This window comes from Paraburkholderia sp. JPY419 (assembly GCF_050435705.1).
GTDB lineage: Bacteria > Pseudomonadota > Gammaproteobacteria > Burkholderiales > Burkholderiaceae > Paraburkholderia > Paraburkholderia youngii.
In genome coordinates, this window is the sequence record NZ_JBNDKV010000002.1 from 2481746 (window position 1) to 2506380 (window position 24635).

Here is a 24635-nt window from a genome sequence, read left to right on the forward strand (position 1 = left end):
TTTGCGTTTCTTATCGGAGCGGATTACCCCTGCGAGTCCACCCGCCGCCGGTGTATCACTTCCTTCGTCTGCGCGAGCTTCTCCACCAGTTCGGGCCCGCGGCTCAGCGCGACGCCGACCGCCAGAATGTCGCCGATCGCCAGATGCGACACGCGCGAGGTCATCGGCGAAAAGATGTCGGTGTCTTCGTCGACGTTCGCGAAGAGTCCCACGGTCGCGAGCCGGGCGAGCGGCGAGTTGCCGTGCGTGATCGCGATCACCTTCGCGCCTGCGTTCAGCGCGGCCCTCGCGGCATCGATGATGTCGCGCGTGCGGCCGGTGTTGGAAATCGCGACGACCACGTCCCCCGGCCCGAGCAGCGCGGCCGACATCAGAAATGTGTGTGGGTCCGAATACGCGACGCTCGGCATGCCGAGCCGGAAGAACTTGTGCTGCACGTCGAGCGCGGCGATGCCCGAGCCGCCCGCGCCATAGAACTCGATGCGCTTCGCCTGCGCGAGTATGTCGATCGCCGCCGCGACGCTATCCGAAGACAGATTGTTGCGCACCTGAATCAGCGCGCCGATGGTCCGGTCGAGCACCTTCGCGGCGACGCCCGGCGTCGGCTCGTCGGGCCGCACGTCGCGATAGACGGCGGGCACTTCGCTGGCGATGCCCTGTGCAAGCCGGATCTTGAATTCGCGAAAGCCGGAAAAACCGAGCGCGTGACAGAAGCGCGCGATCGTCGGCTGACTCACGCCGGCGCGCGCGGCGACCTCGGTCATCGACAGATCGAGCACCTCGCGCGGCGCCTCGATCACATAATCGGCCAGCTTGCGCTCGGACGGGCGCAGCTGGTCACGCATCTCTTCCACCTGGGACAGCATCATCGGAAAACTCGCACTATGCTGAAGAACGTGTGGACTATATCCGATTGGTCGTTGGCGCACAAAAGCTAGGTACAAAAACTACATATCGGCGCGTAAGTGTATTCCCTGGGTTTCGGCTGCAAAGCGCCGAGACGCCGCCCAATTGGGCGTCACGGCGATTCGCACGATGCGGCACCGCAAAAGTGGTCGTAATTGCGATCATGTAGTTTTTCTACTAATATGGCGTTGGTTCGATATCACAACCCCGCGATACCGCCTGGTGTCATGCGTGCGCCTGCCGCCAGCGACGAAGGAGCTCCGATGGTTTCCCCGCATTCGCAATTGTTGAAGGTCACGCAACGCGTGATCGAGCGCAGCAAGCCCACGCGTGAAGCGTACCTGGCCCGCATCCAGCATGCGCAGGGGCGCTTTCCGGCACGCGGCGCGTTGTCGTGCGCGAACCTGGCCCACGGTTTCGCCGGTCTCGAAGGCAACGACAAGCTCGTGATCAAGCAGATCCGCGAGCCGAACATCGGCATCGTGTCGTCCTACAACGAGATGCTGTCGGCGCACGCGCCGTACAAAAACTACCCGGACATCATCAAGCAGGCCGCGCGCGAAAACGGCGGCGTCGCGCAATTCGCGGGCGGCGTGCCGGCGATGTGCGACGGCATCACGCAGGGCAACGCGGGCATGGAGCTGTCACTGTTCTCGCGCGAAGTGATCGCGATGAGCACGGCCGTCGCGCTCACCCACAACATGTTCGACGCCGCGCTGTGCCTCGGCATCTGCGACAAGATCGTGCCGGGCCTGCTGATCGGCGCGCTGCAATTCGGCCATCTGCCGACCATCTTCGTGCCGGCCGGTCCGATGACGAGCGGCCTGTCCAACGACGACAAAGCCAAGACGCGCCAGCAGTTCGCGACTGGCCAATGCGGCCGCGAAGCGCTGCTCGAAGCGGAAGCGGCCGCGTATCACAGCCACGGCACCTGCACGTTCTACGGCACCGCGAACAGCAACCAGATGCTGATGGAAGTGATGGGCCTGCATCTGCCGGGCTCGGCCTTCGTGCATCCGCACACGCCGCTGCGCGACGCGCTGACCGCCCAGGCCGCGCGCCGCGTGCTCGACCTGACGGTCGAGCGCGGCCAATACATGCCGATCGGCCATGTGATCGACGAGAAGGCGATCGTCAACGGCATCGTCGCGCTGCTGGCAACCGGCGGCTCGACCAATCACACGCTGCACCTCGTCGCGATCGCGCGCGCGGCCGGCATCGTGATCGACTGGGACGACTTCGACACGCTGTCGCAGGCGGTGCCGCTGCTCGCGAAGATCTATCCGAACGGCAAGGCCGACGTGAATCACTTCCACGCGGCGGGCGGCGTCGCGTTCCTCGTGCGCAATCTGCTCGAAGGCGGTCTGCTGCATGAAGACGTGAACACGGTCGCGGGCAAGGGCCTGAAGCGCTACACCGAGGAGCCCAAGCTGCTCGACGGCAAACTGCAATGGGTCGCGGGCGTCGAGGCGAGCGCGGATACCGCGGTGCTGCGCGGCATCCAGGAGCCGTTCCAGCCGGACGGCGGCCTGCGTCTGATGCAGGGCAAGCTCGGCCGCGGCGTGATCAAGATCTCGGCGGTCGCGGCGCAGCATCGCAAGGTGAAGGCGCCGGCAATCGTGTTCGATTCGCAGGAAGCGGTGCAGGAAGCATTCGACAAGGGCGAGCTCAAGCGCGACTTCATCGCGGTGGTGCGCTTCCAGGGTGCCCGTGCAAACGGCATGCCCGAGTTGCATCGTTTGACGCCGCTGCTCGGTGTGTTGCAGGATCAGGGTTTCCATGTCGCTCTGGTGACCGACGGCCGTATGTCGGGCGCGTCGGGCAAAGTGCCGGCGGTCATTCATGTTTCGCCGGAAGCGTTGCTGCAAGGCCCGCTCGGCAAGGTCCGCACGGGCGACACGCTGGTCATCGACGCCGAAGCGGGCGTGCTCGACATCGAGATCGACGCAGCCGAATGGGCCGCGCGTCCGAACGCCGAGCCGCTGCATCAGGCGGACAACGAAGCCGGCTTCGGCCGCGAGCTGTTCGGCGTGTTCCGTGCGGCGGCGGCGCCGGCGGAGCAGGGCGCGTCGGTGTTCGGCAAGCTGATCGGCGAGGGCGGCACGCTCGACGGCCAGCACAGCCACGGCAGCCACCACAAGCACGGCGACAAGCACGCCCATCAATCGAGCAGCCATCACACGAGCACCGCGCAAGCCGGCGCGGCGCTGCAGAAACAAGGAGTCTGACTATGACGTCGAAAACAGTAAGCGATATCGTGCGCCTCGGCCCGGTGATTCCGGTGCTCGCGTTCGACACGGTCGAACAGGGCGAACACGTGTCGCGCGCGTTGCACGCCGGCGGCGTGAAGGTGCTCGAAATCACGCTGCGCACGCCGGCGGGTCTCGGCGCGATCGAGCGTGCGTGCGAGCTCGCCGACGACATCGTGGTCGGTGTCGGCACGATCACGAAGCCCGAACATTGCGCGCAAGCGAAGAAGGCGGGCGCACAGTTCGGCGTGTCGCCGGGTCTGACCAAGGACATGCACCAGGCCGCGCAGGATGTCGGTCTGCCGCTGCTGCCCGGCGTGATGACCCCGTCGGACATCATCCTCGCGCTCGAGCTCGGCTACGAGATCGTCAAGTTCTTCCCCGCGCAGCAGGCCGGCGGCGTGCCGATGCTGCAGGCATTCCACGGTCCGTTCCCGGCGCTGAAGTTCTGCCCGACCGGCGGCATCACGCCAGAAAGCGCACCGCACTTCCTGTCGCTGCCGAACGTGGTCTGCGTCGGCGGTTCGTGGCTCACGCCGAAGGCCGCGCTCGCCGCGCAGAACTGGGATGAGGTGACGCGCCTTGCGCGCGCCGCGAGCCAGTTGGCGGCGCCCGCACACTAAGCCCCACGACTCACCAGCGCATCGGTTGACTGAGCCGGGCCCAGGAGTCTCGTCGATACAGCCGCATCAGGCTGTCGCGCCGAGACTCTTTTTTGCTTGATATGCGTGCTGGATGTGCGCGCGTTTTTGAAACAAACAGTAAAATTCAGCGTCCGCGCGGCCAGCCGGGTTTTCAGGCATCGCGCAGGTTGCCGTGAGACGAAGTGCCGGCCGCATCCGCACTCTGAAATCAATAAACCAAAGGAGGGGCTTCATGGAATCTGCCCACGGAAGCATGTTGCTGGTCTACGCGTTGATCGCGATCGCGTTGCTGATCTTCATGATCACGCGCCTGAAGGTCTATCCGTTTCTCGTTCTTATCATCGTGTCGTTGCTGCTGGGCCTCGTGGCCGGCATGCCGATGCAGACCATCGTCAAATCGTTCGAAACGGGTAACGGCAACACGCTCGGGCACATTGCCATCGTCGTCGGTCTCGGCACGATGCTCGGCAAGATGATGGCCGAATCGGGCGGCGCCGAGCGCGTCGCGACCACGCTGATCAACTGGTTCGGTGAGAAACACATTCACTGGGCGATGATGGTCGTCGCGATCATCGTCGGTTTGCCGGTGTTCTTCGAAGTCGGTTTCGTGCTGCTGATTCCGATCGCGTTCAACGTCGCCAAGCGCACCAACAAATCGCTGCTGCTGGTCGGCCTGCCGATGGTCGCGGGTCTGTCCGTCGTGCATGGGCTGATTCCGCCGCACCCGGCCGCGCTGCTCGCCGTGCAGGCGTATCACGCGGACATCGGCAAGACGATCGCCTATGGTCTGATCGTCGGCATCCCCTGCGCGATTGTCGCCGGTCCGCTGTTCGCGCTGCTGGTGAGCCGGCATATCCAGTTGCCGAAGGAAAATCCGCTTGCCGCGCAGTTTCTCAGTCACGACGCGAATAACGGCAACGGCGTGGCAACCAACACACCGAAGCGCGAACTGCCGGGCTTCGGCATCACGCTGGCCACGATCCTGTTGCCGGTGGTTCTGATGCTGGTCGGCAGCTGGGCCGACCTGGTGTTCGAACCGAAGACGCTGCCGAACGATCTGCTGCGCTTCTTCGGCAACACCGACGTCGCGCTGCTGACGGCCGTGCTGGTCAGCTTCTGGACCTTCGGCGCGAGCCGCGGCTTTAACCGCGAGCAGATCCAGAAGTTCTGCGGCGAGTGTTTGGCGCCGATCGCGGGTATTACACTGATCGTCGGTGCGGGCGGTGGATTTGGCCGCGTGCTGTTGGATAGCGGCATTTCGAAGGAAATCACCAACGTTGCGACCGCGGTGCATCTGTCGCCGCTGCTGTTCGGCTGGATCGTCGCGGCGATGATCCGTCTCGCGACCGGTTCGGCCACCGTTGCGATGACGACCGCCTGCGGCATCGTCGCGCCGATCGCGGCGGCGGGCGCGGTGCAAGTGAAGCCGGAACTGATGGTGCTCGCGACCGGCTCGGGCTCGCTGATCTTCTCGCACGTGAACGACGGCGGCTTCTGGCTGATCAAGGAATATTTCGGCATGACGGTGGTGCAGACCTTCAAGACCTGGTCGCTCCTCGAAACCATCATTTCGATAATGGGGCTGGCCCTGACCTTCGCACTCGCGGCGGTCCTGTAAGGAGTTTCAAATGATTCTGATCGCAATGGGCGTGTCGGGCGCGGGCAAGTCTCTGATTGGCGAAATGCTGGCGGCGCGTCTGCATTGCACGTTCACCGACGGCGACGCGTTCCATAGCGCGGCGAACAAGGAGAAGATGCACCACGGCATTCCGCTCACCGACGAAGACCGCTGGCCGTGGCTGAAGACGATCCGCGCAGCGATCGAGGAAAAGCAGAAGGCGGGCGAGACGGCGGTGTTCACGTGTTCGTCGCTGAAGCGCTCGTATCGCGACATTCTGCGTGCCGGCGACAAGGACGTGTGCTTCGTCTACCTGAAGGGTTCGCGCGAGGTGCTCTCGGAGCGTCTCGGGCATCGCACCGGGCACTTCTTCGATCCGTCGCTGCTGCAAAGCCAGCTCGATACGCTCGAGGAGCCGGGTGACGATGAAGCGATCACTGTCAGCATCGATCTGACGCCGGAGCAGATCGTCGACGAGGCGCTCAGGCAGCTCGAAGCGCGCTGAGTCTTTGATCCCCCGCGTTCCAATTTCGAACGCGGGACGAAAAAAAGCCGCTCCTCGGAGCGGCTTTTTCTATGAGCCGAAGCTGGACCAGCCGATCAGGCGATCCGCTTCGCCAGGTCGACGGCTTTGCCGATGTACGAGCCGGGCGTCATTTCGAGCAGACGGTCCTTCGCGTCCTGCGGAATCGCCAGGCCGCCGATGAAGCCCTGCAGCGCCTCGCGCGTGATGCCCTTGCCGCGCGTGAGTTCCTTCAGCTGCTCGTACGGATTCTCGATGCCGTAACGGCGCATCACCGTTTGCACCGGCTCGGCCAGCACTTCCCAGCAGTTGTCGAGGTCTTCGTTCAGACGCTGTGCGTTCACTTCGAGCTTGTCGAGGCCGCGGATCAGCGAGTCGTACGCGAGCAGCGAGTAGCCGAACGCGACGCCGATGTTGCGCAGCACCGTCGAGTCGGTCAGGTCGCGCTGCCAGCGCGACACCGGCAGCTTGTCGGCGAGATGGCGTAGCGTCGCGTTCGCGAGGCCGAGGTTGCCTTCGGAGTTTTCGAAGTCGATCGGGTTGACCTTGTGCGGCATCGTCGACGAGCCGATTTCCCCAGCCTTGGTGCGCTGCTTGAAGTAGCCGAGCGAGATGTAGCCCCACACGTCACGGTCGAGATCCAGCAGGATCGTGTTTGCGCGCGAGATCGCGTCGAACAGCTCGGCCATGTAGTCGTGCGGCTCGATCTGGATCGTGTACGGATTGAAGGTGAGCTTCAGGCGATTCTCGACGACGTCCTTCGAGAACGCTTCCCAGTCGAACTCCGGATACGCGGACAGGTGCGCGTTGAAGTTGCCGACCGCGCCGTTCATCTTGCCGAGCAGCTCGACCTTGGCGATACGCTCGATCGCGCGTGCGAGACGCGCGGCGACGTTGGCGATTTCCTTGCCGAGCGTGGTGGGGCTGGCCGGCTGGCCGTGCGTGCGCGACAGCATCGGCTGGGCGGCTTGCGCATGCGCGAGCGCGATGAGGCGTTGATGCACCGAGCGCAGCGCCGGCAGGATCACGTGTTCGCGCGCGCCGGCGAGCATCAGGCCGTGCGACGTGTTGTTGATGTCTTCCGACGTGCACGCGAAGTGAATGAACTCGCTCGCGCGCTCCAGTTCTTCCTGACCCTTCACCGACTCCTTCAGCCAGTATTCGACGGCCTTCACGTCGTGGTTCGTCACGCGCTCGATTTCCTTGATGCGCGCGGCGTCGTGCGGGGTGAAGCGCTCGGCCAATTGCAGCAGGAATTGCTCGGACGCCTCGGAGAAGCGCGGCACTTCGGCGAAGCCGGCGCGCGACAGCGCGATCAGCCAGTGGATTTCGACCGTCACGCGATTGCGCATGAAGGCGGCTTCCGAGAGCCAGTCGCGCAGGGCTTCGGTTTTGGCGGCATAGCGGCCGTCGAGCGGGGAGAGCGCGTTCAGCGCGAACAGGGTGTCGGGGCGGGTGTCGGACATGATGAGGACCGGGTTGAGGCGCAGGTTGAGGCGCGGGTTAAGGCACTGAGCGCTCAGCGAGCGGATCGGAAACGGAGGGAACCGTGGATTTTACCACTGTGATGCGATGCGCCCGTCCGGATGCGTCGGCCGCACTTCGCGCCGCTAGAATGCACACTTCTTCCCTCTCGCCGGCACACGCACTCGCATGGAACTGAAATGGCTCGAAGACTTCATTTCGCTCGCGGAAACACGTAGCTTCAGCCGCTCGGCCGAACTGCGCCACGTCACCCAGCCGGCTTTCTCGCGCCGCATCCAGGCGCTCGAAGCGTGGCTCGGCACGGAACTGATCGACCGTTCTGTTTATCCGACGCGGCTCACGGCGGCCGGGCAGGTGTTCAACGAGCAGGCGCTCGCGATGCTGTCGCAATTCCACGAGGCGCGCGCGCTGCTGCGCGGCCACACGGCGACGCCGCAGGCGACGATCGAATTCGCGGTCCCGCACACGCTGTCGCTGACATACTTTCCGCGCTGGCTGCAGCGCATCGAGGCGCAGATGGGCCCGATCCACACGCGGCTGCGCGCGCTGAACGTGCACGATGCGGCGCTGTCGCTGGTCGAAGGCGGCTGCGATCTGATGATGGGCTACCACCATCCGAGCCACCCGGTCGCGCTCGATCCGGCGCGCTACGACATGCTGACGCTCGGCCACGAGCCGATCAGCCCGTTCTCCGCGCCGGCCCGCGCGGGCCGTCCGCGTCACACGCTGCCTGGCTCGGCCGACGCGCCCGCGCCGTATCTGTCGTACACGCCGAACGCGTACCTCGGGCGCATGACCGAGGTGATTCTCGCGAACGCGCCGGAGCGCCTGTACCTCGACCGGCTCTACGAAACCGACATGGCAGAGGGGCTGAAAGCGATGGCGCTCGCGGGTCACGGCATCGCGTTTCTGCCGCATAGCGCGGTCGAAGATGCGGTAGCCGAAGGCCGGCTGATCCGCCTCGATCGCGCGACGCGCGGCACACCCGAAGGGCAGCTGACGCTCAGCATGGAGATTCGCCTGTACCGCGACAAGCTCGCCGCCAAAAGCGACGACGCGCGCCAGATCCTCGTGCGGCAGTTGTGGGACGTGGTGTCGGAGGAACTCCGGCAAAGCGCCGCCTGAAACGCGGCATAAAACTGAAGCTCGAACCTGCGTCGCGGCGACGGGAATTTGCGGCTTTCCGAACGTTATGCAAGAAAAACATAACCGGATAAGGAAACGGCATTGGATTTCAATACGGCGTTTTTCCACAATGCCCGTACTCGATCAAACGCCGGAGCGTTCATGTCATCCCAGCAACAAGCCGCAGAATCGGCACAAGCCGCCTCAACGTTGCAGTCCGTTCCCTCCTACCTCAACAAAGAAGATCTCGGCCCCTGGGGCAACTACTTGCGCCAGGTCGACCGCGTCGCGCCGTACCTCGGCTCGCTGTCCCGCTGGCTCGAAACCCTGAAGCGCCCGAAGCGCATTCTCGTCGTCGACGTGCCCATCGAACTCGATAACGGCACGGTCGCGCACTTCGAGGGCTATCGCGTGCAGCACAACGTGTCGCGCGGTCCCGGCAAGGGCGGCGTGCGTTATCACCAGGACGTTACGCTCTCCGAAGTGATGGCGCTGTCCGCGTGGATGTCGGTGAAGAACGCGGCGGTGAACGTGCCGTACGGCGGCGCGAAAGGCGGCATCCGCGTCGATCCGCGCACGCTGTCGCGCGGCGAGCTCGAGCGTGTGACGCGCCGCTACACGAGCGAGATCGGCATCATCATCGGACCGAATACCGACATCCCCGCGCCGGACGTGAACACGAACGAGCAGATCATGGCGTGGATGATGGACACGTACTCGATGAATCAGGGGCAGACGGCCACCGGCGTCGTGACCGGCAAGCCGATCACGCTCGGCGGCTCGCTCGGCCGCCGCGAGGCGACCGGCCGCGGCGTGTTCGTGGTGGGCTGCGAAGCGGCTCGCCGCATCGGTTTCGATATCGAAGGCGCGCGTATTGCGGTGCAGGGCTTCGGCAACGTCGGCGGCATCGCCGCGCGTCTGTTCCAGGAAGCGGGCGCGAAGGTCGTCGCGGTGCAGGACCACACCGGCTCGGTGTACAAGTCCACCGGCATCGACGCGGTCGCGCTGCTCGACTACGTCGCGAAGAAGGGCGGCGTCGGCGGATTCCCTGAAGCCGACGCGATCACCGCTGACGAGTTCTGGACCGTCGAATCGGACATCCTGATTCCGGCGGCACTGGAAAACCAGATCACCGAAAAGAACGCAGGCAAGATCAAGACCAGGATCATCGTCGAGGGCGCGAACGGCCCGACCACCACGGCGGCCGACGACATCCTGCACGATCGCGGCATCCTCGTGATTCCGGACGTGGTCGCGAATGCGGGCGGTGTGACAGTGTCATATTTCGAATGGGTGCAGGACTTTTCGAGCTTCTTCTGGACCGAGGACGAAATCAACGAGCGCCTCGAGCGCGTGATGCGCGAAGCGTTCGCGGCGGTGTGGCAGGTGTCGAGCGAGCAGAACGTGTCGGTGCGCACCGCGGCCTTCATCGTCGCGTGCAAGCGGATTTTGCAAGCGCGCGAGATGCGCGGCTTGTATCCCTGATGGACCCTGTCCTATCTTGTTGGAAGCGGCGGTGACGCGGCCCGGTATCCGGGCCGGGAGGCGAAACCGTCGAAATTTTGTGCATCAGCGCGGTCCACAAGACGGCGTGTTTGACCGGCGGGCGGCATCCTATCGATACCGCCCGCCTTCTCGTATGTGCGAAACGGCTGTGCGACCGCGCCGTGGGCCCGTCGCGGCGTGCGCGCAACAGGATGGTTAATAGGAATACTTTCAGAAAAATTACTTTGTTACACTGGCGCCGGTTCTTGCCAAGGAGATCAAGATGAAGGTTAAAAAAGCTGCGCTGTTGCTCGCCACTCTCGGATTGTTTACGGTTGGCGCGCATGCGCAAGACTCGGGGACGCTGAAAAAGATCAAGGATACCGGCGTCATTTCGCTGGGCCATCGGGAGTCGTCGATCCCGTTCTCGTATTACGACGACAAGCAGAACGTGATCGGCTACTCGCAGGATTACGCGATGAAGATCGTCGAGGCCGTCAAGCAGAAGCTGAACATGCCGAACCTGAAGGTGAAGCTCGTGCCGGTCACGTCGCAGAACCGTATTCCGCTCGTGCAGAACGGCACGGTCGACATCGAGTGCGGCTCCACCACGAACAACCTCGAACGCCAGCAACAGGCTGCCTTCACGAACACGATCTTCGTGATCGGCACGCGGTTGATGACCAAGAAAGATTCCGGTATCAAGGACTTCCCGGACCTGAAGGGCAAGACGGTCGTGACGACCGCCGGCACCACGTCCGAGCGCCTGCTTCGCAAGATGAACCAGGACAAGAGCATGGGCATGAACATCATCAGCGCGAAGGATCACGGCGAGTCGTTCCTGACGCTGTCGACGGGCCGTGCCGCCGCGTTCATGATGGACGACGCGCTGCTCGCCGGCGAGCGCGCCAAGTCGAGCAACCCGAACGATTTCGTGATCGTCGGCACGCCGCAATCGCGTGAGGCTTACGGCTGCATGCTGCGCAAGAACGACGGCGACTTCAAGAAGGTCGCCGACGACGCAATCGCGAAGGTTCAATTGTCGAGCGAAGGCGAAACGATCTACAAGCGCTGGTTCGAATCGCCGATCCCGCCGAAGGGCCTGAACCTGAACTTCCCGATGAGTGACGACATGCGTGCGCTGTTCAAGAATCCGAACGACAAGGCAATCGACTAAACCCTAGCTGCTTTTTCGACACTTTCGAAACGCTGAACGGAACGGAAGGGGCCACGCGCTTCTTCCGTTTCTTTTTGCCGGAGTCTTGGTCATGTCATATCACTGGAACTGGGGCATTCTGCTGAGTCCCGTCTCCACGGGCGAGCCGACCACCTACCTGGGCTGGCTGCTCTCGGGGCTGTGGGTGACGGTCACCGTGTCGCTGTCGGCATGGGTGATCGCGCTGATCGTCGGCTCGCTGTTCGGTGTGCTGCGCACGGTGCCGAACACATGGGCGTCGGGCGTCGGCACCGTCTACGTCGCGATTTTCCGTAACATTCCGCTGATCGTGCAGTTCTTCATCTGGTATCTGGTGATACCGGAGCTGCTGCCCGTGTCGATCGGCACCTGGTTCAAGCAATTGCCGCCGAGCGCGCAGTTCTTCTCGGCGTCGATCGTGTGTCTCGGCCTCTTCACCGCCGCGCGGGTGTGCGAGCAGGTGCGCTCGGGCATCAACGCGTTGCCGCGCGGCCAGCGCGCGGCCGGTCTCGCGGTGGGCTTCACGCAATGGCAGACGTATCGCTACGTGCTGCTGCCGGTCGCGTACCGGATCATCGTGCCGCCGCTCACCTCCGAGTTTCTGAACATCTTCAAGAACTCAGCGGTTGCCTCGACGATCGGTCTGCTCGATCTGTCCGCGCAGGCGCGTCAGCTGGTCGACTACACGTCGCAAACTTATGAGTCGTTCATCGCGGTAACGGTCGCATACATGCTGATCAACGTGATCGTGATGCTACTGATGCGCTGGGTCGAAGGGAAGTCCCGGCTGCCCGGCTATATCGGAGGGAAGTGATGCATCATTTCGACTGGAGCGGTATTCCGGGTGCACTGCCTACGCTGTGGACCGGCGCGATCATCACGTTCAAGATCACGCTCGTCGCGATCGTGTTCGGCATCATCTGGGGCACCATTCTCGCGATGTTTCGACTGTCGTCGATCAAACCGCTCGCATGGTTCGCGCAGGGCTACGTGACGCTGTTCCGTTCGATCCCGCTCGTGATGGTGCTACTGTGGTTCTTCCTGATCGTGCCGCAGGTGCTGCAAAGCGTGCTCGGTCTGTCGGCCGACATCGACATCCGGCTCGCCTCGGCGATGGTCGCGTTCTCGCTGTTCGAGGCTGCGTACTATTCGGAGATCATCCGCGCCGGCATTCAGGCGGTGCCGCGCGGCCAGGTCAACGCGGCGTTCGCGCTCGGCATGACCTATGGGCAGGCAATGCGTCTGATCGTGCTGCCGCAGGCGTTTCGCGCGATGGTGCCGCTGCTGCTCACGCAAGGGATCGTGCTGTTTCAGGATACATCGCTCGTGTACGTGATCAGCCTCGCCGACTTCTTCCGCACGGCCACGAATATTGGCGATCGTGACGGCACGAATGTCGAGATGGTACTGTTCGCGGGTGCGGTTTATTTCGTGATCTGCGTTATCGCGTCGAGCCTCGTCAAAAGTCTTCAGAAAAAGGTCGCAAGATGATCTCTATCAAGAATGTTTCGAAGTGGTACGGCCATTTCCAGGTGCTGACCGACTGCACGACGGAAGTCAAAAAGGGCGAAGTGGTTGTGGTGTGCGGGCCGTCCGGCTCGGGCAAGTCCACGCTGATCAAGACCGTCAACGGCCTCGAGCCGTTCCAGAAGGGCGAGATCGTCATCAACGGTCAGTCGCTGACCGACAAGAAAACCAATCTGTCGAAGCTGCGCTCGAAGGTCGGCATGGTGTTCCAGCACTTCGAACTGTTCCCGCATCTGTCTATCGTGCAGAACCTGACGCTCGCGCAGGTCAAGGTGCTCGGCCGCTCGAACGACGAGGCGACCGCGAAGGGCCTCAAGCTGCTCGATCGCGTCGGTCTGCGCGCGCATGCGGACAAGTATCCGGGGCAGCTGTCCGGTGGTCAGCAGCAGCGCGTGGCGATTGCGCGAGCGCTGTCCATGGACCCGATCGCGATGCTGTTCGACGAGCCGACTTCGGCGCTCGACCCCGAGATGATCAACGAAGTGCTCGACGTGATGGTCGAACTCGCGCAGGAAGGCATGACCATGATGTGCGTGACGCACGAAATGGGCTTTGCGAAGAAGGTCGCGCATCGCGTGATTTTCATGGACAAGGGCTTGATCGTCGAAGACGACCGCAAGGAAGACTTCTTCGCAAATCCGAAGTCGGATCGCGCGAAGGACTTTCTCGCGAAGATCCTGCACTGAGGTTCGCTGCGCGGGCCTCGTTGCCGAGGCTTGTGTGGGGATGAGAAAAAGCCGCTCCGTGGAGCGGCTTTTTGTTGCCTGGCTGAGGGCGACATCAGCGGTTCATGACTCGAACGCCGCCGCATCATCCGCGGCTTCGAGATCGGTTTCGCTGTCGGGCGAAAGCGTGGTTCCGCGCGTGCCCACGGGCTGCGCGCCGTTCGATGCCGCGATCGTCGTCGCCGATGCGGATGCATCGAGGGCCGGATTGCGCAGCTTTTCGAGCACCGAGTCCGGCACCGGGATATTTGCCTGGCCGATCACTTCGCCATGCCGGAACATCAGCAGATCGCCGGGCTTGAACGCGGTCCACACTTCGTTGTCGGTCAGCGGCTTGGTCGCGATGACTGCGACGCGGTCTTCGGGCGTCGTGTATTTGGCAAAGTCGATCGATACGTCCGCGTCGACCAGATGCGCGGTCGAAAACGGCCAGTGACGCACGAGGTAATGCAGATGCGTCGAGCAATGCGCAAACAGCGCCTGGCCGTTCGACATCAGGAAATTGAACACGCCGTATTGCGTGATTTCACGCGTGAGCGCCTCGAGCGCGCCGAACAGCTCGTCAAGCGGCGGCTGCTGCGCGCCCGGAAAAGCCTTGCGCAAACCTTGCAGCAGCGCGCAGAACGAGAGTTCGCTGTCGGTCGTGCCGACCGGCTGATATACGCCGTTCAACTCCGGCGCGTACCCCTGCAGATCGCCGTTATGCGCGAAGATCCAGTGACGTCCCCACAGTTCGCGCATGAACGGGTGGCAGTTTTCGAGCAGGATGTGCCCTTGCGTCGCCTTTCGGATGTGCGCGATCGTGTTTTTCGATTTGATCGGGTAGCGCTTGACCATCTCGGCGATCGGCGAGGTGGCCGACGATTGATGATCGATGAACAGGCGGCAGGCCTTGTCTTCAAAGAAGGCGATGCCCCAGCCGTCGGCGTGGTGATCGGTGACGCCGCCGCGCGCCGCAAAGCCGGTAAAGGAAAACGTGACGTCTGTCGGCGCGGCGCAGTTCATTCCGAGAAGTTGGCACATGTTGCAGGTGAGCCTGTGAACGGAGCGAGCCGTTACAATGATGATTTTCCAAGCATATCACCGAGCCCGATGCGCCAAATAGCAAAATTGACACGTGTTTGGGCCGCTACAACGCGGTTTGACCGGTCGATCAGCGAGGCGCGCGAAGTCTCGTATTCCTGCCATGACTGCTTCCAACGTTTCCCCCGATTCCGTCACGCTGGTCCGCCCGGACGACTGGCACCTGCACGTGCGCGACGGCGCGATGCTCGCGGCCGTGCTGCCTGACACCGCGCGCCAGTTCGGCCGCGCGATCATCATGCCGAACCTGAAGCCGCCGGTCACGACGACCGGGATGGCGAAGGCGTATCGCGAGCGCATCATCGCCGCGATTCCCGAGGGCGCGAAATTCGAGCCGCTGATGACGCTGTACCTGACCGATAACACGCCGCCCGACGAAATCCGCCGCGCGCGCGAGAGCGGCTTCGTGCACGGTGTGAAGCTGTACCCGGCGGGCGCGACGACGAACTCCGACGCGGGCGTCACCGATCTGATGAAGTGCGCGAATACGCTGGAAGTGATGCAGGAAGTCGGCATGCCGCTGCTCGTGCACGGCGAGGTGACGGATTCGGACATCGATCTCTTCGACCGCGAGAAGGTCTTCATCGATCGCGTGATGATGCCGCTGCGCCGGGCGTTTCCGGCGCTGAAGGTCGTGTTCGAGCACATCACGACGAAGGACGCGGCAGACTACGTCCGCGAGGCGGGCGTCGAGCCGGAACTGCTAGGAGCTACGATTACCGCGCACCATCTGCTGTACAACCGCAATGCGATTTTCCAAGGCGGCATCCGTCCGCATTACTACTGCCTGCCGGTGCTCAAGCGCGAGACGCATCGCGTCGCGCTGGTGGAGGCCGCGACCTCGGGCGATCCGCGTTTCTTCCTCGGCACCGACAGCGCGCCGCATCCGAAGGGACTGAAGGAGCACGCGTGCGGCTGCGCGGGCTGCTACACCGCGCTGCACGCGCTCGAGCTCTACACCGAAGCATTCGACAAGGCCCGTGCGCTCGACAAGCTCGAAGGCTTCGCGAGCTTCCACGGGCCGGACTTCTATCGTCTGCCGCGCAATACGGAGAAGATCACGCTGCGTCGTGAGGAATGGACGCTGCCGGCCGAGCTGCCGGCTGGTGATACGCCGGTCGTGCCGCTGCGCGGCGGCGAATCGATTGGCTGGCGTCTCGTTTGAGGCTACGGCAGATGCCCGAGCGTGAGGCGGGGCAGCGCACTGCCAATATTGATGTGGCGGCGAACGCGGGCTTCGCGCTAGCGCATGAAGCCGCGGCCAAAGCTGCGCGCGGCATGGCACCCGTGCCTGTGCCAGCAGGCTTCGCCGCAATCGACTGGTCGACCGCGTGGTTCGCTCAATTCGCCGCACGCGGTCAGCGTTGGCAGCAAGCCGCGCTGACCGGCTACGCTGACCTGCTCGCCGCGATGAATGCCGACGCGGCCGAGATGCAACAGAGCACCGGCCGCGGCCAGCGTCTCACGTTTATCGCGCAGGACGATCTGCCACCGGGCGCCGCGTACGAGGGGCATATCGCGTCGACCGGTTGCGTGCCGACGCGCCACAATCTGCACGACTTCTTCAACGGTTCGATGTGGTTCGCCTTTCCGCGCATCAAGGCAGCGTTGAACGCGCGCCAGTCGGCGGAACTCGACGTGCTCGGCGTCGGCTCGACGCGTGGCGGCGTGCGCGACATGCTGACTCTGTTCGACGAAAATGCGCTGCTGTTCGCTTGCGCCGATCCTGCGCTGAGCGCCGCGCTACGTGGTTTCGACTGGCAAACGCTGTTCGTCGCACGCCGCGATGCATGGGGGCATGCCTGCGAAGTACGTTGCTTCGGTCACGCGCTGCTGGAAAAGCTGATCGCGCCATTCAAGGGCTGCACCGGCCATGCGTGGATCGTCGACGTTCCGGCCGAATATTTCGATTGGGACACCCCGGCGCGCGACGCATGGCTCGATGAAGTGGTCAGCACGGCGGTGCTCGGCACCGACGCTTTGACGAGCCGCCTGTTCGCACCGCTGCCGGTGCTCGGCATTCCGGGCTGGTGGCGCGAGAACGAATCACCCGCGTTCTACGACGACACGACCGTGTTCCGAGCGGGGCGGCGCAAGCGCTAGGCGCTTTTGCGTTCGGTGTTAAAATCCGCGCCAGCAAAGCAGGCCAGGCAGTCGCGGCCTCGACGGCTTCGGCCAACGAGGGCGAGGAAAGTCCGGACTCCACAGGGCAGGGTGATGGCTAACGGCCATCCGTGGTGACACGCGGAACAGGGCAACAGAAAGCAAACCGCCGATGGCCCGGCGCAAGCCGGGATCAGGTAAGGGTGAAACGGTGCGGTAAGAGCGCACCGCGGCTGTCGCAAGGCAGACCGGCACGGTAACCTCCACCCGGAGCAATTCCAAGTAGGCAGGCGCGCATCTTCGCGATGCAGGACGGGGCCCCCGTCTCGTCTGCGGGTAGGAAGCTTGAGCGCGTCAGTAATGGCGCGCCTAGAGGAATGGCTGCCACGCGCGTCGCGTCTCCGGATGCGGCGCGTGCACAGAATCCGGCTTATCGGCCTGCTTTGCCGCTGAATAAAAAAGCCGGCGTCCGTTGGGACGCCGGCTTTTTCATTTCGGGGCGCGGATGGCGGCCGTGGCCGCTATCGCGCTCAGAGCGCGACGATGTCGAACGAATGCGTGAGCTCGGCGGTCTTCGCGATCATGATCGACGCCGAACAGTATTTGTCGTGCGACAGATTGATTGCGCGCTCGACGGTCGCCGGATTCAGATTCTTGCCCGTCACCGTGAAGTGAAAGTGGATCTTCGTGAACACTTTCGGATCTTCGCTTGCGCGCTCGGCCTTCAGGGTCACCGAGCAGCCGGCGATCTCCTGGCGGCTCTTCTTCAGGATCATCACGACGTCGTAGGCGGTGCAGCCGCCGGTGCCGAGCAGCACCATTTCCATCGGACGCGGCGCGAGGTTGCGTCCGCCACCCTCGGGTGCGCCGTCCATCGCGACCAGATGACCGCTGCCCGTCTCGGCCGCGAACGCCATCCCGTCTTGTCCCATCCAGCTTACTTTGCATTCCATGCTGTCACTCCCACCGCGCATCGCTTTGTCGAGACGGCATTGTAGCCCGGTGTCTGACAATCAGCTCAGGCCGACCGCAGCCGGTGTCCATGCACAGTGATTGCTGTCTTGCTGCAGTGCGGAATAGACCGGCGATTTCCCAGTCCCGCAGCCGGTTTAGGGGTTTTAGTCTAGGGGATATCTGATGCTGTTGGAATTATTTCGCCCTTAGTGCCTGATCCAAAAGGAGTTTTGCCAACCCTTAGTCGCACACTGAGTCTGCCGCATTATGAAAACGGATTTCGCAATGCAAATATTCTTGCGTTGCACAAGGGCGACTCTTATAATCCACCCATCGTTGCAGCAGTTCTGCAACCTCCGCTGTCTCCTCCACCTCCTCCTTTGGTGGATTAAACCCGAACCACTTGTTCGGGTTTTTTTTCGCCTGGCTTTGTCCGCCGTTTGCCCCGATTTCGGACCGCTCATGGAGAGCGCATCGCACGTTTTGACTTGCGAGTACAAATTCCTTTATAATTCAGGGCTTTTCCGCATCCGCGCCCGCGGAAGAAGAACCAGGGAGAGCCTGCACGCGCCTCGATGCGCAAACTACAAGCAGGAAAGAACACATTGGGCGCAGCAATTTTTTTGGATCGATCATGAAGACGTTTTCCGCAAAAGCCCATGAGGTGACGCGCGAATGGTACGTGATTGACGCGACGGATAAGGTTCTCGGGCGTGTCGCCAGCGAAGTGGCACACCGTCTTCGCGGCAAGCACAAGCCTGAATTCACTCCCCACGTCGACACCGGTGATTTCATCATCGTTATCAACGCTGGCAAGCTGAAGGTCACGGGCAACAAGGTTACCGACAAGAAGTACTACCGTCACTCGGGCTACCCGGGCGGTATCTATGAAACGACGTTCGGCAAGATGCAGGAACGCTTCCCGGGCCGCGCGCTCGAGAAGGCGGTCAAGGGCATGCTGCCGAAGGGCCCGCTCGGCTACGCGATGATCAAGAAGCTGAAGGTCTACGCTGACGCAACGCATCCGCATTCGGCACAACAGCCGAAGGCGCTCGAGATCTAAGGGGAGCCCACATGATCGGTAACTGGAATTACGGCACGGGCCGCCGCAAGAGCGCCGTCGCACGCGTGTTCATCAAGGCAGGCAAGGGCGACATCGTTGTGAACGGCAAGCCCATCGCCGACTACTTCTCGCGCGAAACGTCGCTGATGATCGTGCGTCAGCCGCTGGAACTCACGAACCACGGCACCACGTTCGACATCAAGGTCAACGTGACCGGTGGCGGTGAAACGGGTCAAGCCGGTGCGGTTCGCCACGGCATCACCCGCGCTCTGATGGACTACGACGCAACGCTGAAGCCGCAACTGTCGAACGCTGGCTTCGTTACGCGTGACGCTCGTGAAGTCGAACGTAAGAAGGTCGGCTTCCACAAGGCACGTCGCCGCAAGCAGTTCTCGAAGCGTTAATCGTTTCGGGCGCAATCCGGGCTTCACGCCGGTTTGCAGCAAAAGCCGCCAACGCCACGAGCGAAGGCGGCTTTTTTTTATGCTTCGCTGGCGTTCGCGGGCTGGTCTCGTCCGCTCAGCGGCAACGGCTCGCCTTGCATCGACCTTGCAACAAGAACCCATTGATTTTGTGGGCATCAGCACGATATCCGGAACAGCCCTACAATATCGGCTAAAGCTTTTTGGAGAGTTCGAATGAACGCAGTCACCGACACCCCCGTGACCGAGATGCCGGCCCCCTTCGTCTTCACCGACGCAGCGGCGGACAAGGTCAAGCAACTGATCGATGAGGAAGGCAACCCGGAGCTCAAACTGCGCGTGTTCGTGCAGGGCGGCGGCTGCTCGGGCTTCCAGTACGGCTTCACGTTTGACGAAGCGATCAACGAAGACGACACCGTGATGAACAAGAGCGGCGTGCAGCTTCTGATCGACTCGATGAGCTACCAGTACCTGGTCGGCGCAGAGATCGACTACAAGGATGACATCAACGGCGCGCAGTTCGTCATCAAGAACCCGAACGCGACCACGACCTGCGGTTGCGGTTCGTCGTTTTCGGTCTGAGCGGTAAGGCTCATTAAACCACAGCGAAAACGGGGCCTCCGCCCCGTTTTTTTTATTGCTTCCGCGCCGCGGAAGCAGCGCACGAAGGTAAAAGGCGTCGGTTTCTTCGCCTTGACCTCTCATCAGCGCGGATAAATCGCCCCCAGAACCCGCTCCGCGGACGCCCCCGTCACGCTTGGCAGACTGCCCGGCAGACGCGCGATGCAGCGCATCGCGAGCCATGCGAACGCGAGCGGTTCGACCTGGCTCGGCGGCACGCCCAGCGCGTCGGTCGTCAACACGGGCACGCCGCTTACGCCGCTGTCTTCGAGCGCCTGCTGCAACGCCTTCATGATCTCCGGATTGCGCGCGCCGCCGCCACACACGTACACGGCCCGCGCGTCGGATGCATGCCGCTCGATCTCGCGCGCAACCGTCACCGCGGTCAGCGCGACGAGCGTCGCCTGTACGTCGGCCGGTGCGAGCGCGCCGAACGGCTCGAGTTTCGCATCGAGCCATGCGGTGTTGAACAGATCGCGGCCGGTGCTCTTGGGCGGCTGTTCGGCGAAGAACGGCTCGTCGAGCAGCGCGTTCAGCAGCTTGCGATCGATCTGGCCGCTCGCCGCGAAATGACCGTTTTCGTCGAATGGCTTGCCAAGATGGCGCTCGGCCCAAGCGTCGAGCAGCGCGTTCGCCGGGCCGCAGTCGAAGCCGCGCACCCCGCCGGTCGCGTTCAGGATCGTGATGTTGCTGATGCCGCCAAGATTGCAGACGACACGCGTTTCGTTCTTCGCCCCGAAGATCGTCGCGTGAAAAGCGGGCACGAGCGGCGCGCCCTGGCCGCCCGCCGCGACGTCGCGGCTGCGGAAATCGGCGACCACGTCGATATGCAACATCTCCGCGAGCAGCGCCGGGTTGTTGATCTGCCGCGTATAGCCCTTTTCCGGCCGATGCCGCACGGTCTGCCCATGCACGCCAATGGCACGGACCTCGTCGGCCGATACGCGGCTATCGCGCAGCAGATCGTGGCAGCACACCGTGTAGCGCGTCGCTAGCGCGTTGGCGGCGAGAGCTTCGCGCTCGATCTCGTTGTCCCCCGGCTGTTGCAGCGCGAACAGCGCCTCGCGGATGCCGGCCGAAAAGCCGACGAACGCCTCGGCCAGCACTTCGGGCGGTTTCCCCGTGGCAAACCGGACGGCGACGCCGTCCACACCGTCCATGCTGGTTCCCGACATCAGTCCGAAATAGATGCCGTCTGCGGGATCTTGCGCCACGTCGCTGCTCCTGTCGATGATCATTGCGATTCGTTGTAGCAGATTATCGGCGCAAACGCGGTAGGTGACGCGAGCGGCAACGAAATCGCCCGTCGCGGAGCCGCACAGGGCGTGTCAGTGGGCGCGGCGGCGCGCATCTATGGGACAATCCTGTTTTTTCGCGACTTCACGTTTCCAGCATGAGCACCGAGTCCACCCAGCCCAATCCCGCTTCCGCCTTCCCGATCACCGACGAAGTCCGTCACGCGCTCGCCGTGACCAAGCGCGGCGTCGACGAACTGCTGATTGAAGACGAATTCGCGCAAAAGCTCGCGCGCAGCGCGGCGACGGCCAAGCCGCTGCGCATCAAGCTCGGGCTCGATCCCACTGCACCCGACATCCACATCGGCCACACGGTCGTGCTGAACAAGATGCGCCAGCTGCAGGACCTCGGCCACACGGTGATTTTCCTGATCGGCGATTTCACGTCGCTGATCGGCGACCCGTCCGGGCGCAACGCGACCCGCCCGCCGCTCACGCGCGAGCAGATCGAATCGAACGCGAAAACCTACTTCGAGCAGGCCGCCCTCGTGCTCGATCGCGACAAGACCGAGATCCGCTACAACAGCGAATGGTCGATGCCGCTCGGTGCCGAGGGCATGATCAAGCTCGCGTCGCGCTACACGGTCGCGCGCATTCTCGAGCGCGAGGACTTCACGAAGCGCTTCCAGGGCGGCGTGCCGATCTCGATCCATGAATTCCTGTACCCGCTGATGCAGGGCTACGACTCGGTCGCGCTGAACGCGGACCTCGAACTAGGCGGCACGGACCAGAAGTTCAACCTGCTGGTCGGTCGCGAGCTGCAGAAGCAGTACGGCCAGGAGCAGCAGTGCATCCTGACGATGCCGCTGCTCGAAGGGCTCGACGGCGTCGAGAAGATGTCGAAGTCGAAGAACAACTACATCGGCATCAGCGAAAAGCCGACCGACATGTTCGGCAAGCTGATGAGCATCTCCGACACGCTGATGTGGCGTTACTTCGAGTTGCTGTCGTTCCGTCCGATGGACGAAATCGCCGGCTTCAAGCGCGAAGCCGAAGCGGGCCGTAATCCGCGCGACTTCAAGGTGATGCTCGGCCAGGAAATCGTCGCGCGTTTCCACTCGCAGGCGGATGCCGAGCGCGCGCTAGAAGACTTCAATCATCGCGCGAAGGGCGGCGTGCCCGACGATATTCCGGCCGTGACGCTGGCAGGCGCACCGCTTGCGATCGGCCAGCTGCTGAAGCAGGCGAACCTCGTGCCGTCGACGAGCGAGGCACTGCGCAACATCGAGCAGGGCGGCGTGAAGATCGATGGCACCGCGGTGTCCGACAAAGGCCTGAAGGTCGAAGCGGGCGAGTACGTCGTGCAGGTCGGCAAGCGCCGCTTCGCACGCGTGACGCTGACGGCGTGATCGCGCTGATCCAACGTGTGCGGCGCGCCGAAGTGCGCGTCGCCGATCGGGTAACCGGCGCGATCGACGCCGGCCTGCTCACGCTCGTCTGCGCAGAGCGCGGCGACACCGAGGCCGTGGCCGACAAGCTGCTCGCCAAGGTGCTCGGCTACCGCGTGTTCAGCGACGCGGCCGGCAAGATGAACCTCTCGGTGCAAAATCTCGACGGCGCAGGGCGCGCGGGCGGCCTGCTGCTGGTGTCGCAGTTCACGCTCGCCGCAGATACCAACAGCGGCCTGCGCCCGAGCTTCACGCCGGCCGCGCCACCCGACGAGGGCAAGCGCCTGTTCGACTACTTCGTCGCGGCTGCGCGTTCGAAGCATCCGATCGTCGAGACCGGTGAGTTCGGCGCGGAGATGCAGGTGTCGCTCGTCAACGACGGGCCGGTCACGTTCTGGTTGCAGACCAACGCGTAAAAGAGCGCAAACGGTACGAGCGCGCGGCCGCGGCATGCGAGCCGCGCCGCCGCTTTTTGCGACAATAGCCGCTGGACACAACCGCGAACGGCACCTCTCTCTCATGACGACGCAGATCCTGTTTATCCGGCACGGCGAGACCGACTGGAACCGCATCAAGCGGATTCAAGGCCACATCGACATTCCGCTCGCGACGACCGGCATCGCGCAGGCGCAACGTCTCGCGCAGCGCCTCGCCGCCGAGGCGAAGCAGGGCGCCCGGCTCGACGCAATCTATTCGAGCGACCTGCAGCGCGCGCAGCAGACCGCGCAGCCGATCGGCGAGGCGCTCGACCTGCCGCTGCAATCGCGCGAGAACTTGCGCGAGCGCTCGTACGGCGCGTTCCAGGGCCATGACAGCGACGAGATCGCGCTACGTTTCCCCGACGAATACGCGCAGTGGCAAACCCGTGATCCCGGCTTCGCGCCGCCCGGGGGCGAGTCGCACCGCGTGTTCTATCACCGCATCATGCACGCGATCGAGCCGCTCGTCGCCGCGCATCCGGGTGGGCGCATCGTGTGTGTCACGCATGGCGGCGTGCTCGACTGCGTGCACCGCTTTGCAACCAGTATGCCGCTCGACGCACCGCGCAATTACCCGTTGCTGAACACCAGCCTGAACGTCGTGGATTACGGGAACGATCGCGCGACGATCGTGACGTGGGCGGACGTATCGCATCTCGAAGCCGGCAGCGCCGACGATGACGGTTTCAGGAAGGGACCGGAGTCGAAGCGGTAAGCCGAAGCCGGCAATAGCCCGGCTCGCGCGGCGCGATCAATCCTGCCGCCGCACCGCCGCCGCGCGCCGCCGGGCCCGCTTCGATACGCCATTGATCAACGCCCAGCGGATTACCGGCGCGACGACCCGCACGCCAGGCCGTGCGAGAGTTCGACGCAGCACCGCGTAGCGATTCAAATCGAGCATCGACTGCGCCCAGTCGGGCAACAGATCGACGCCCGCGTTGAGCATCAGCGTGCCGGCGGGCCGCATCGCGAAGCTCGGTGCCGGCGCGTTCATCAAAATCCTGACGACTTCGCGCGTGCGCTCGCTGGCGACGAGGGCAGGCCGCATCGCGAGCAGGTAGGCCTCGATCTCGGCGCGCGAGCGCGGAATATCGACGGCGCCGAGCATTTCCGCGATGCGCGCGGTTTCCGCGAAGTATTGATCCTGCGCGGTGACGGACAGCACCGGATTCACATAGCGCAGATGAGCGGTCATGAAGCTCGACACCTCCGCGACGTGCACCCACGTCAGCAGCGCGGGCTCACTTGCGCGATACGACTGGCCGTCCGGTGCGACGCCGGTCACGTCGAGATGAATGCGCTTCACACGCTCGATCAACGCGAGCGCATCGCGCTTGCTGCCGTACGTCGTGCCGGCGATGAACGTCGCCGTGCGACGCAGCCGGCCCAGGATGTCGGTGCGAAAACTCGAGTGGTCCCAGACGCCCGCGAGCGCGAGCGGATGCAGCGCTTGCAGCAGCAGCGCGCTGATGCCGCCCGCCATCATCGACGTGAAGTCGGCGTGGACTTTCCAGCAGACGGAGTTCGGCCCGAACAGGCCGGGATCGCCCGGCGGCGACGAGTAGTCGAGCACCGGTCCGCTACCGGTCGTCAGATGCGTGACGCCGGCGGCGAGTTTGGAGCGCAGGCGGTGGGTGAGGCGCTGTGTGAAATTGCCGGACGGGTCGCCGGCGGGATTGACGGGTGAACGATTGGGAGGGCCGGGTTGCTGGGTTTGGTCGGACATCCTGGTCGGCCTCGTCGCG

Annotated in this window: 24 protein-coding genes and 1 other RNA gene; 19 read left to right on the top strand and 6 right to left on the bottom strand. The window is 63.6% G+C overall.

Annotated features, from left to right (window positions below):
* Nucleotides 1-23 precede the first annotated feature (23 nt).
* Complete coding sequence (locus QFZ91_RS17550) at nt 24-869, bottom strand: MurR/RpiR family transcriptional regulator (RefSeq protein ID WP_368592410.1); 846 nt, start codon at nt 867-869, stop codon at nt 24-26.
* Nucleotides 870-1169: 300 nt separating this feature from the next.
* On the opposite strand from QFZ91_RS17550, the gene edd reads away from it, so the two are divergent.
* The 4 genes from edd (at nt 1170) to QFZ91_RS17570 (ending at nt 5922) form a co-directional block, all read left to right on the top strand.
* Nucleotides 1170-3134, top strand: a complete 1965-nt coding sequence (gene edd, locus QFZ91_RS17555) for a phosphogluconate dehydratase (protein WP_429567930.1) — start codon at nt 1170-1172, stop codon at nt 3132-3134.
* A 2-nt stretch (nt 3135-3136) separates the two neighbouring features.
* Nucleotides 3137-3778 (top strand): bifunctional 4-hydroxy-2-oxoglutarate aldolase/2-dehydro-3-deoxy-phosphogluconate aldolase, encoded by a 642-nt coding sequence (gene eda, locus QFZ91_RS17560; RefSeq protein WP_013090522.1) that lies wholly within the window; start codon nt 3137-3139, stop codon nt 3776-3778.
* A gap of 253 nt (nt 3779-4031) precedes the next feature.
* Nucleotides 4032-5417 (top strand): GntP family permease, encoded by a 1386-nt coding sequence (locus QFZ91_RS17565; protein ID WP_176105069.1) that lies wholly within the window; start codon nt 4032-4034, stop codon nt 5415-5417.
* A 10-nt stretch (nt 5418-5427) separates the two neighbouring features.
* On the top strand, nt 5428-5922 hold the full coding sequence (locus QFZ91_RS17570; RefSeq protein WP_176121826.1) for a gluconokinase: 495 nt from the start codon (nt 5428-5430) through the stop codon (nt 5920-5922).
* Between the two features lie 95 nt (nt 5923-6017).
* On the opposite strand, the gene purB is transcribed toward QFZ91_RS17570, so the two are convergent.
* A complete protein-coding gene (gene purB / locus QFZ91_RS17575; RefSeq protein WP_429567931.1) occupies nt 6018-7406 on the bottom strand; it encodes an adenylosuccinate lyase in 1389 nt (462 codons plus the stop codon).
* A 187-nt stretch (nt 7407-7593) separates the two neighbouring features.
* On the opposite strand from purB, the gene QFZ91_RS17580 reads away from it, so the two are divergent.
* From QFZ91_RS17580 to QFZ91_RS17605, 6 genes are all read left to right on the top strand, one after another.
* A complete protein-coding gene (locus QFZ91_RS17580; RefSeq protein WP_018421792.1) occupies nt 7594-8550 on the top strand; it encodes a LysR family transcriptional regulator in 957 nt (318 codons plus the stop codon).
* A 162-nt stretch (nt 8551-8712) separates the two neighbouring features.
* Nucleotides 8713-10035 (top strand): Glu/Leu/Phe/Val family dehydrogenase, encoded by a 1323-nt coding sequence (locus QFZ91_RS17585; RefSeq protein WP_176121823.1) that lies wholly within the window; start codon nt 8713-8715, stop codon nt 10033-10035.
* 283 nt (nt 10036-10318) lie between these two features.
* Nucleotides 10319-11212 carry a glutamate/aspartate ABC transporter substrate-binding protein gene (locus QFZ91_RS17590; protein ID WP_429567932.1) on the top strand — a complete coding sequence of 298 codons (894 nt, stop codon included), beginning with the start codon at nt 10319-10321 and terminating at the stop codon, nt 11210-11212.
* 91 nt (nt 11213-11303) lie between these two features.
* Nucleotides 11304-12044 carry an amino acid ABC transporter permease gene (locus QFZ91_RS17595; RefSeq protein WP_429567933.1) on the top strand — a complete coding sequence of 247 codons (741 nt, stop codon included), beginning with the start codon at nt 11304-11306 and terminating at the stop codon, nt 12042-12044.
* Nucleotides 12044-12721 (top strand): glutamate/aspartate ABC transporter permease GltK, encoded by a 678-nt coding sequence (gltK, locus tag QFZ91_RS17600; RefSeq protein WP_176121822.1) that lies wholly within the window; start codon nt 12044-12046, stop codon nt 12719-12721. Before QFZ91_RS17595 ends, gltK begins: the two co-directional genes overlap by 1 nt.
* Nucleotides 12718-13443, top strand: a complete 726-nt coding sequence (locus QFZ91_RS17605; protein WP_176105077.1) for an amino acid ABC transporter ATP-binding protein — start codon at nt 12718-12720, stop codon at nt 13441-13443. Before gltK ends, QFZ91_RS17605 begins: the two co-directional genes overlap by 4 nt.
* 102 nt (nt 13444-13545) lie before the next feature.
* Here the strand turns inward: QFZ91_RS17605 and QFZ91_RS17610 are convergent, their stop codons facing one another.
* Complete coding sequence (locus QFZ91_RS17610) at nt 13546-14505, bottom strand: class II glutamine amidotransferase (protein ID WP_176121821.1); 960 nt, start codon at nt 14503-14505, stop codon at nt 13546-13548.
* A gap of 163 nt (nt 14506-14668) precedes the next feature.
* Here QFZ91_RS17610 and pyrC point away from each other — a divergent pair, with 163 nt between their 5' ends.
* From pyrC to rnpB, 3 genes are all read left to right on the top strand, one after another.
* A complete protein-coding gene (gene pyrC, locus QFZ91_RS17615; RefSeq protein ID WP_429567934.1) occupies nt 14669-15730 on the top strand; it encodes a dihydroorotase in 1062 nt (353 codons plus the stop codon).
* An 11-nt stretch (nt 15731-15741) separates the two neighbouring features.
* Nucleotides 15742-16668 carry a DUF3025 domain-containing protein gene (locus tag QFZ91_RS17620; RefSeq protein ID WP_429567935.1) on the top strand — a complete coding sequence of 309 codons (927 nt, stop codon included), beginning with the start codon at nt 15742-15744 and terminating at the stop codon, nt 16666-16668.
* Nucleotides 16669-16703: 35 nt separating this feature from the next.
* Nucleotides 16704-17117: RNase P RNA component class A (gene rnpB / locus QFZ91_RS17625), an RNA gene on the top strand.
* Between the two features lie 81 nt (nt 17118-17198).
* Here the strand turns inward: rnpB and QFZ91_RS17630 are convergent.
* Nucleotides 17199-17621: an OsmC family protein gene (locus QFZ91_RS17630; RefSeq protein WP_026226035.1), complete on the bottom strand. Its 423-nt coding sequence runs from the start codon at nt 17619-17621 to the stop codon at nt 17199-17201.
* A 635-nt stretch (nt 17622-18256) separates the two neighbouring features.
* Between QFZ91_RS17630 and rplM the strand changes: the two genes are divergently transcribed.
* From rplM to erpA, 3 genes are all read left to right on the top strand, one after another.
* Nucleotides 18257-18685 (top strand): 50S ribosomal protein L13, encoded by a 429-nt coding sequence (gene rplM, locus QFZ91_RS17635; protein ID WP_013090508.1) that lies wholly within the window; start codon nt 18257-18259, stop codon nt 18683-18685.
* A gap of 11 nt (nt 18686-18696) precedes the next feature.
* The gene (gene rpsI, locus QFZ91_RS17640; RefSeq protein ID WP_013090507.1) at nt 18697-19089 is read left to right on the top strand and encodes a 30S ribosomal protein S9; all 393 of its coding nucleotides are present in this window, start codon (nt 18697-18699) and stop codon (nt 19087-19089) included.
* A gap of 234 nt (nt 19090-19323) precedes the next feature.
* Complete coding sequence (erpA, locus tag QFZ91_RS17645) at nt 19324-19689, top strand: iron-sulfur cluster insertion protein ErpA (protein WP_013090506.1); 366 nt, start codon at nt 19324-19326, stop codon at nt 19687-19689.
* A 122-nt stretch (nt 19690-19811) separates the two neighbouring features.
* Here the strand turns inward: erpA and QFZ91_RS17650 are convergent, their stop codons facing one another.
* On the bottom strand, nt 19812-20942 hold the full coding sequence (locus tag QFZ91_RS17650; protein ID WP_429568657.1) for an anhydro-N-acetylmuramic acid kinase: 1131 nt from the start codon (nt 20940-20942) through the stop codon (nt 19812-19814).
* Between the two features lie 179 nt (nt 20943-21121).
* Here QFZ91_RS17650 and tyrS point away from each other — a divergent pair, with 179 nt between their 5' ends.
* The 3 genes from tyrS (at nt 21122) to QFZ91_RS17665 (ending at nt 23605) form a co-directional block, all read left to right on the top strand.
* Nucleotides 21122-22372: a tyrosine--tRNA ligase gene (gene tyrS / locus QFZ91_RS17655; protein WP_429567936.1), complete on the top strand. Its 1251-nt coding sequence runs from the start codon at nt 21122-21124 to the stop codon at nt 22370-22372.
* The gene (gene dtd / locus QFZ91_RS17660) at nt 22369-22827 is read left to right on the top strand and encodes a D-aminoacyl-tRNA deacylase (RefSeq protein WP_429567937.1); all 459 of its coding nucleotides are present in this window, start codon (nt 22369-22371) and stop codon (nt 22825-22827) included. Before tyrS ends, dtd begins: the two co-directional genes overlap by 4 nt.
* A 103-nt stretch (nt 22828-22930) precedes the next feature.
* Entirely contained in the window at nt 22931-23605 is a 675-nt protein-coding gene (locus tag QFZ91_RS17665; protein WP_176121815.1) for a histidine phosphatase family protein, read from the top strand.
* A 36-nt stretch (nt 23606-23641) separates the two neighbouring features.
* Here the strand turns inward: QFZ91_RS17665 and QFZ91_RS17670 are convergent, their stop codons facing one another.
* Entirely contained in the window at nt 23642-24616 is a 975-nt protein-coding gene (locus QFZ91_RS17670) for an oxygenase MpaB family protein (RefSeq protein ID WP_429567938.1), read from the bottom strand.
* Between the last annotated feature and the right edge of the window lie 19 nt (nt 24617-24635).

Coding starts and splice junctions, on each gene's coding strand:
- QFZ91_RS17550 (WP_368592410.1), bottom strand. CDS start 869: ATGATGCTGTCCCAGGTGGAAGAGATGCGTGACCAGCTGCGCCCGTCC.
- edd (WP_429567930.1), top strand. CDS start 1,170: ATGGTTTCCCCGCATTCGCAATTGTTGAAGGTCACGCAACGCGTGATC.
- eda (WP_013090522.1), top strand. CDS start 3,137: ATGACGTCGAAAACAGTAAGCGATATCGTGCGCCTCGGCCCGGTGATT.
- QFZ91_RS17565 (WP_176105069.1), top strand. CDS start 4,032: ATGGAATCTGCCCACGGAAGCATGTTGCTGGTCTACGCGTTGATCGCG.
- QFZ91_RS17570 (WP_176121826.1), top strand. CDS start 5,428: ATGATTCTGATCGCAATGGGCGTGTCGGGCGCGGGCAAGTCTCTGATT.
- purB (WP_429567931.1), bottom strand. CDS start 7,406: ATGTCCGACACCCGCCCCGACACCCTGTTCGCGCTGAACGCGCTCTCC.
- QFZ91_RS17580 (WP_018421792.1), top strand. CDS start 7,594: ATGGAACTGAAATGGCTCGAAGACTTCATTTCGCTCGCGGAAACACGT.
- QFZ91_RS17585 (WP_176121823.1), top strand. CDS start 8,713: ATGTCATCCCAGCAACAAGCCGCAGAATCGGCACAAGCCGCCTCAACG.
- QFZ91_RS17590 (WP_429567932.1), top strand. CDS start 10,319: ATGAAGGTTAAAAAAGCTGCGCTGTTGCTCGCCACTCTCGGATTGTTT.
- QFZ91_RS17595 (WP_429567933.1), top strand. CDS start 11,304: ATGTCATATCACTGGAACTGGGGCATTCTGCTGAGTCCCGTCTCCACG.
- gltK (WP_176121822.1), top strand. CDS start 12,044: ATGCATCATTTCGACTGGAGCGGTATTCCGGGTGCACTGCCTACGCTG.
- QFZ91_RS17605 (WP_176105077.1), top strand. CDS start 12,718: ATGATCTCTATCAAGAATGTTTCGAAGTGGTACGGCCATTTCCAGGTG.
- QFZ91_RS17610 (WP_176121821.1), bottom strand. CDS start 14,505: ATGTGCCAACTTCTCGGAATGAACTGCGCCGCGCCGACAGACGTCACG.
- pyrC (WP_429567934.1), top strand. CDS start 14,669: ATGACTGCTTCCAACGTTTCCCCCGATTCCGTCACGCTGGTCCGCCCG.
- QFZ91_RS17620 (WP_429567935.1), top strand. CDS start 15,742: ATGCCCGAGCGTGAGGCGGGGCAGCGCACTGCCAATATTGATGTGGCG.
- QFZ91_RS17630 (WP_026226035.1), bottom strand. CDS start 17,621: ATGGAATGCAAAGTAAGCTGGATGGGACAAGACGGGATGGCGTTCGCG.
- rplM (WP_013090508.1), top strand. CDS start 18,257: ATGAAGACGTTTTCCGCAAAAGCCCATGAGGTGACGCGCGAATGGTAC.
- rpsI (WP_013090507.1), top strand. CDS start 18,697: ATGATCGGTAACTGGAATTACGGCACGGGCCGCCGCAAGAGCGCCGTC.
- erpA (WP_013090506.1), top strand. CDS start 19,324: ATGAACGCAGTCACCGACACCCCCGTGACCGAGATGCCGGCCCCCTTC.
- tyrS (WP_429567936.1), top strand. CDS start 21,122: ATGAGCACCGAGTCCACCCAGCCCAATCCCGCTTCCGCCTTCCCGATC.
- QFZ91_RS17665 (WP_176121815.1), top strand. CDS start 22,931: ATGACGACGCAGATCCTGTTTATCCGGCACGGCGAGACCGACTGGAAC.
- QFZ91_RS17670 (WP_429567938.1), bottom strand. CDS start 24,616: ATGTCCGACCAAACCCAGCAACCCGGCCCTCCCAATCGTTCACCCGTC.